The 5,439-nt window shown below is 39.5% G+C and carries 7 protein-coding genes; 1 reads left to right on the forward strand and 6 read right to left on the reverse strand.

Annotation, left to right across the window (positions count from 1 at the left end; all coding sequences use genetic code 11):
• Nucleotides 1-537 precede the first annotated feature (537 nt).
• From ABFX15_RS09435 to ABFX15_RS09455, 5 genes are all read right to left on the reverse strand, one after another.
• Nucleotides 538-1,092 (reverse strand): GNAT family N-acetyltransferase, encoded by a 555-nt coding sequence (locus ABFX15_RS09435; protein WP_346025172.1) that lies wholly within the window; start codon nucleotides 1,090-1,092, stop codon nucleotides 538-540.
• 194 nt (nucleotides 1,093-1,286) lie between these two features.
• On the reverse strand, nucleotides 1,287-1,640 hold the full coding sequence (locus ABFX15_RS09440; RefSeq protein WP_346025177.1) for a ferredoxin reductase domain-containing protein: 354 nt from the start codon (nucleotides 1,638-1,640) through the stop codon (nucleotides 1,287-1,289).
• A gap of 18 nt (nucleotides 1,641-1,658) precedes the next feature.
• The gene (locus tag ABFX15_RS09445; RefSeq protein ID WP_346025178.1) at nucleotides 1,659-1,952 is read right to left on the reverse strand and encodes an FAD-binding oxidoreductase; all 294 of its coding nucleotides are present in this window, start codon (nucleotides 1,950-1,952) and stop codon (nucleotides 1,659-1,661) included.
• A 37-nt stretch (nucleotides 1,953-1,989) separates the two neighbouring features.
• Nucleotides 1,990-2,424, reverse strand: coding sequence for an SRPBCC family protein (locus ABFX15_RS09450; RefSeq protein WP_346025173.1), 435 nt, complete (start codon nucleotides 2,422-2,424; stop codon nucleotides 1,990-1,992).
• The gene (locus tag ABFX15_RS09455) at nucleotides 2,421-2,750 is read right to left on the reverse strand and encodes an ArsR/SmtB family transcription factor (RefSeq protein WP_346025174.1); all 330 of its coding nucleotides are present in this window, start codon (nucleotides 2,748-2,750) and stop codon (nucleotides 2,421-2,423) included. Before ABFX15_RS09455 ends, ABFX15_RS09450 begins: the two co-directional genes overlap by 4 nt.
• A 182-nt stretch (nucleotides 2,751-2,932) precedes the next feature.
• On the opposite strand from ABFX15_RS09455, the gene yghU reads away from it, so the two are divergent.
• Nucleotides 2,933-3,718: a glutathione-dependent disulfide-bond oxidoreductase gene (gene yghU / locus ABFX15_RS09460; protein ID WP_346025175.1), complete on the forward strand. Its 786-nt coding sequence runs from the start codon at nucleotides 2,933-2,935 to the stop codon at nucleotides 3,716-3,718.
• Nucleotides 3,719-3,832: 114 nt separating this feature from the next.
• On the opposite strand, the gene ABFX15_RS09465 is transcribed toward yghU, so the two are convergent.
• Nucleotides 3,833-4,744, reverse strand: a complete 912-nt coding sequence (locus ABFX15_RS09465; protein WP_346025176.1) for a hypothetical protein — start codon at nucleotides 4,742-4,744, stop codon at nucleotides 3,833-3,835.
• Between the last annotated feature and the right edge of the window lie 695 nt (nucleotides 4,745-5,439).

A 5,439-nucleotide genomic window follows, 5' to 3' on the forward strand; every position in this document is an offset into this window, starting at 1 on the left:
ACCCATTTTCTTAAAAAAAACTGCCGGAATAAAGTGACATTTACTGGCTGGATTATTTTGCTTTTCTACAATAATGCCTAACCTCCAATCTTCAAAGTATTGATACTGTTCGGTCCTTCGGTACATTTTCCCTACTATGACCTCTGTTCCTGCGGTTACTCGTCACAAAAACATTGGCTGACTTCTCGCCATTCGTTGTTACTACTAAGCGCTGACGAGACCTCCCCGGGTAAGAACGACAACCTTCTGCTCATGTCACTGCTCCATTTACTGTACAGGATTCGGGCAGTATCGGACTTCACTTTGTTTCGCAAGCTCATCCGTCCTGATTCAGCCTTTGTATGAAGTTTCTGTTCGTCAGTGCAAGCATTTGCGTCCGTCTTCCTTCAGATTCCGCCTCACGGCGGACACCCTTGACTTTCGCTAACAGTTCCTACTGCCAAGTCTGTAGTGGACTTTCACTACCAAGTTGTCGCCCATGCCGGGCGCACAAACAAAAAAGAGGACGACGATTCGCCCTCTTTGTATTTAAAAAATTCACTTTTCTGCCGCTTTACTCACGTACTCTCCTTTAAGAATAGAACAGTGTATACTGTCAGTCAACGCACCTCTGACAATATGATTCTGCCTCAAATGCCCTTCTCGTTTCATTCCAAGTCGATCAAGCAATCGTCCAGAGTTATCATTTCGATAATCATATTCAGCAAATACTCGAGCTAGACCTAGCGTGGAAAAAGCAAAGTCGAATATGAGCTTGATTGCCTCGGACATATAGCCCTGTCCCCAGAAGCTCCTATGCATCGTGTACCCCAGTTCGCCATTCATTGTATAGTCATCTACTCTGAACTCTATCGTGCCGATCATTTTACCCGATTCTTTATGCTCAATGGCATACTTCCCGACGGGCTCTTTAAGATAATAGGTCGACACTAAGCGGCTGGTCTGTTCCTTATCTTTGTGAGGGGTGTAGAGATACCTCGTTGCTTCTTCATCAGAAGTGAACTCATAAAGATCATCGACATCATCCAGCCCGATCGGTCTTAACTTCACTCTGTCTCCGTCAAAAGTCTTCTGTTTTTCAAATTCTTCCATTATATTCTGCCCGATTATAAAAATTCTCCTGTTCTCAATCTTTTATTTTCTTTAGGATTATACTTCTTTTCTCTAGAATTAACTACTTTAAATGTACATCACTTACATTATAAGCTGGTCTTAGTAATTTATCCTGTCTCTGGCTAACGTGTGTGATATTGGTCCATTTTCACTATTATTTGGCAATTTTACTATTAGTTTTTGTAGCCATAGAAATCATCTGTTTTGAGTTGCTTCTTCTTGATCTTACTATCTTTTAGGTGAAGAGAGACGTCTTTTACAAAAGAAGTAGGTCCAGTAATGAAATAGTTTGCTTCATTTTTATACTGGTCAATAAATTTATCCAGTTCCTTAATCAATCGTTCATCTGAATCGATAAATCTTACGGTCAGATTATCAAGGTTTTTAAGTTGATCAAGGTCATCTTTAAATAAAAAGTTCTTCGATCGACTTATATACAATAGCTCGATAGGTGTTGATATCTGTCGTTCAACTTCTAACTGCTTCAGCATCGATCTGAAAGGAGTAATCCCTATTCCACCAGCTATTAGAAGACTAGGAACAGATTATTTCAGGTAGAATGACCCTACCGGTCCAGTAAGACGCATACTCATACCAGGTTTCAGCTCAAGAAGTGCCTGCTTGAACTCACTGAGCTCCTTCCCTATTCTAGTAGTGATATGAATAGTATTTTCGTGAGGTGCAGTAGGAATACTAAATGGGCGGGTCTTATTTTTTATCTTCTTATGCGTAATATCATAAAGACCATGCTGGCCTGCCTTCCAGTTCAAATCTTCAGGTTTTTCGAACACAAAAGTATAAATCTGCTCTTTCGCTTTATATGACTCTATAAATTTAATTGGCTTTTTTTTAAAAACATTCTAGACATCGTCTAATTTACCCATGGCCTTCTCCATACCTTTCATTCAGTACGTTGTCCAAGTTCATGCAGAATGCTTTCCAGCTATAAATTGCACCTTCAATAGCACCTTTTGTATTTTTTGTTTCCTCACTGAATCCACTTTGATTTAATGTCAGCAAAGTCTGATTCTCTTCCACCTTTTCCAATGTCCACACCACTGTAGTTTCTTCTCCAGCGCTATGCCAGGTGTAAGATAACTTATGAGGTTCACTGATCTCAAGCACTTTACAGTTGACAATGCCGTCCCACCACTCATTAGGTTCACCTCGAAACTGAAAATCATGTCCAATCACTGGTTTAAAGTCATTCGGCCATATCCATTTTTCTAGAGTTTCTGAGCGAATTAAGGATGCCCATACTTTATCAATTGAAAATGGGAATTGCTGTTTGACAGATACATCAGGTTTCATTTGTTTTCCTCCTCAAGTACTTCTTGTAATGCCTGCATACGATTTTCCCAAAAGCTCTGATAATAAGTAACCCAATCACTTACTTCTTTCAACGGTATAGGATTAAGTTGATAGTGAGTCTCTCGCCCCACCTTAGACTTTTTAACTAGATCAGCCTCCCATAGAATGGTCAGATGCTTTGTGACAGCTGTTCTTCCCATATCAAAGTGCACTGTCAGCTTATATAGAGGGACAGCTTCGGATTCTGACAGTATGTGTATTAATTCTCTTCTAGTCGGATCAGCAATAGCTTCAAACACATTCCTGCTTTTCATTTTATCTGTCATAGTATCCTCCTTCTTAAATGAGACACCAAAAAGTGTCTTATGATCATCCGAATTATACGACACCTTTTAGTGTCCTGTCAAGCGGTACTTCTCACTAATTTGTGTCCTGTTATTATGTGATATTCTTGTTTAATACAGCAATAATAGTATACTTAATATAAATTGAGTAAGGAGCGGATACTATGTCAGAATACGATGTTCCAAAAGTTTGGGAATGGAATAAAGATGAACAGAATCAGTTCGGGAATCAGCCGGTCGCAGGAAGTCGCTTTGAACAGACACTTCCCGTCGGAGAGGCACCCTTACAAGTTTACTCATTGGGCACACCTAACGGACAGAAAGTTGCGATCATGCTGGAAGAACTGAAAGATGCCGGTGCTCAATGTGCCGATTATGACCTATACTTAATTAATATTGGTGAAGGTGATCAGTTCGGAAGTGACTTTGTCGCAATCAATCCCAATTCCAAAATACCAGCCATGATGGACTACTCTTTGGATAAGCCCCTGCGTGTGTTTGAGTCTGTCAATATCCTATTATATCTTGCGGAAAAATACGGACAGTTTATGCCGGATGATCTAGCCGAAAAAACAGAACTGATGAACTGGCTGTTTTGGCAGACAGGAGCAGCCCCTTATGTCGGCGGTGGATTCGGACATTTCTATCACTACGCGCCAACTAAACAGGAGTACCCGATCAATCGCTTTACGATGGAAACGAAACGTCAGCTTGACTTGCTCGACAGACATTTGGCTGATAAGGATTACATCAATGGGGACACCTATTCCATTGCAGATATGGCAATCTGGCCTTGGTACGGCCGTCTGATCCAGGGCAAACTGTACGGTAATGCAGCAGAATTCCTGAAAGCAGATGACTACACTCACTTGAAAGAATGGGCAGATCGTATTGGCGAAAGACCAGCAGTCAAACGTGCGCTTGATTTGGATTACAAAGCTATTAAATAACATCTCAGATAAATAGAACCCCTCGAGCAGACGACTTTATGGTCAAGTCTGCTCGAGGGGTTTTTGAAGATTCTTCTTAAAGATTTTATCTTATCCGATGGACTCTCTCCTTTTTCATGTATTAATTAGTATAAGCGCGATGATGGTCATGGCAATCGCCAGCTGATTCTTGGCTGCAATCTTTTCTTTATATATAAGTAAGCCACCCAAATTGATCAGGACAATGCTTCCCGCACTGTACATTGGAAAGGCCACTGAAGTTTTCACAGTTCCCAGAGACATGATCAAGAAGTAGGAAGAAAACAAATTAGGAATGCCGACCGCAAAACCAATCAGAATGTCCTTATATGTCGCTTTCCCCTTAATATGTAGGATATAAGTCACACTGATGATAAAAGCGACGAAAAATACAGCAAAGAGAAATATATCCTTATACTCATTTAAAGCATACTGTTGATAGATTTTATTGAAGAATTCTGCCATACCTCCAAATAAGAATAGAAGCAGTAAAGCCGGCTTAAAATCAAGTGTCTTGATGGAACGCTTAGATAAATTGACCACAACGATTGCGACGAGTGATATCAGAATCCCGATCCACTGAACCGCTGTAGGATATTCCCTCCAGATGAGAATAGAAAAGATCATAGGAATCAGTATGCCCAGCTTTGCTATCGTACCGGATATCCCCACCCCATTGTCCTTTACGCTCTTCTGATAGTAGACAAAGGACAAGAAAAAGAATAGCCCGGCTATACTCCCTACAAGTATCCCCCATATTACACTTGCATAAGGAGAAAAAAGATTCGACTCATTGCCTGACAGTATGGACACCTCGTCAATAAAAGCCCCTTCCCTGTTCACACCAGATAAGAGTCTCTGGTACATGATCATGACCAGACTCGTGACACTGGCAAAAAAATAATTGGCACTTGTAATGACATATCTGTTCGTTAACGTATTTTCAGTGTATTTGAATATAAGTGCAATAGCTGCACTACATATGATTGCTAAGGATAAATAACCCATAGTTCCCCCTGAGACTCGTTTTTCAATTTATAATAGTTTAGTGCTATTTTTAAGTATAACACTTGAGGGATCTCTTCTATCAGAACTTTTCCAAGAAGCAGACAATAAATATTAGTCATTGGTATAGCTTTATAATGGGAAAAAGATTATTATCAAGTCATCGGAAAATAACCGACAATGTTTGTAAATTCTAAAAAGAAGGTGTTCAATGAAAACCGAGTTAAGATATACTCTATGGATATTGTTTAATCTGATTATAGCTTTCGGTTACATATTTTTGTTTCTCCGTTATGACAATGCTCTTTCTGATGTACTGCTGTTCTATCTTTTGATACACCCACTATTCAGTTTAATTATCAGTATATATGCTTTCAAAAAGATCAAGACTGAGAACAGGTCTTTTAAACCTGCTGGAAAACTATTAATTATCAGTTTGTTAGTGATCAGTTCATATGTAAACTACTCCTACTTTTTCTCTGACAAGATGGGGACAATGACGACGACATACAGCATTATAGACAAGTCAACTGATCAGGATAGTAACCAGATAACAGTATTCGATAGGTCATTTAATACTGAATTGCACTAGTGTTGCATAAAACTTAGAATAAATGATTTTCATACATTGTTACTTTCATCACAAGTAGTTTTCGTTAAAATTTCCAAAAAAGTCAATTGCTGGCGCAAGGGATGAC

The sequence above is a fragment of the Alkalibacterium indicireducens genome, from assembly GCF_039522005.1.
GTDB classification, from domain to species: domain Bacteria; phylum Bacillota; class Bacilli; order Lactobacillales; family Carnobacteriaceae_A; genus Alkalibacterium; species Alkalibacterium indicireducens.

What these genes read in the sequence shown, in the direction of transcription:
- ABFX15_RS09435 (WP_346025172.1), bottom strand. Translation starts at nt 1,092, where the DNA reads ATGGAAGAATTTGAAAAACAGAAGACTTTTGACGGAGACAGAGTGAAG.
- ABFX15_RS09450 (WP_346025173.1), bottom strand. Translation starts at nt 2,424, where the DNA reads ATGAAACCTGATGTATCTGTCAAACAGCAATTCCCATTTTCAATTGAT.
- ABFX15_RS09455 (WP_346025174.1), bottom strand. Translation starts at nt 2,750, where the DNA reads ATGACAGATAAAATGAAAAGCAGGAATGTGTTTGAAGCTATTGCTGAT.
- yghU (WP_346025175.1), top strand. Translation starts at nt 2,933, where the DNA reads ATGTCAGAATACGATGTTCCAAAAGTTTGGGAATGGAATAAAGATGAA.
- ABFX15_RS09465 (WP_346025176.1), bottom strand. Translation starts at nt 4,744, where the DNA reads ATGGGTTATTTATCCTTAGCAATCATATGTAGTGCAGCTATTGCACTT.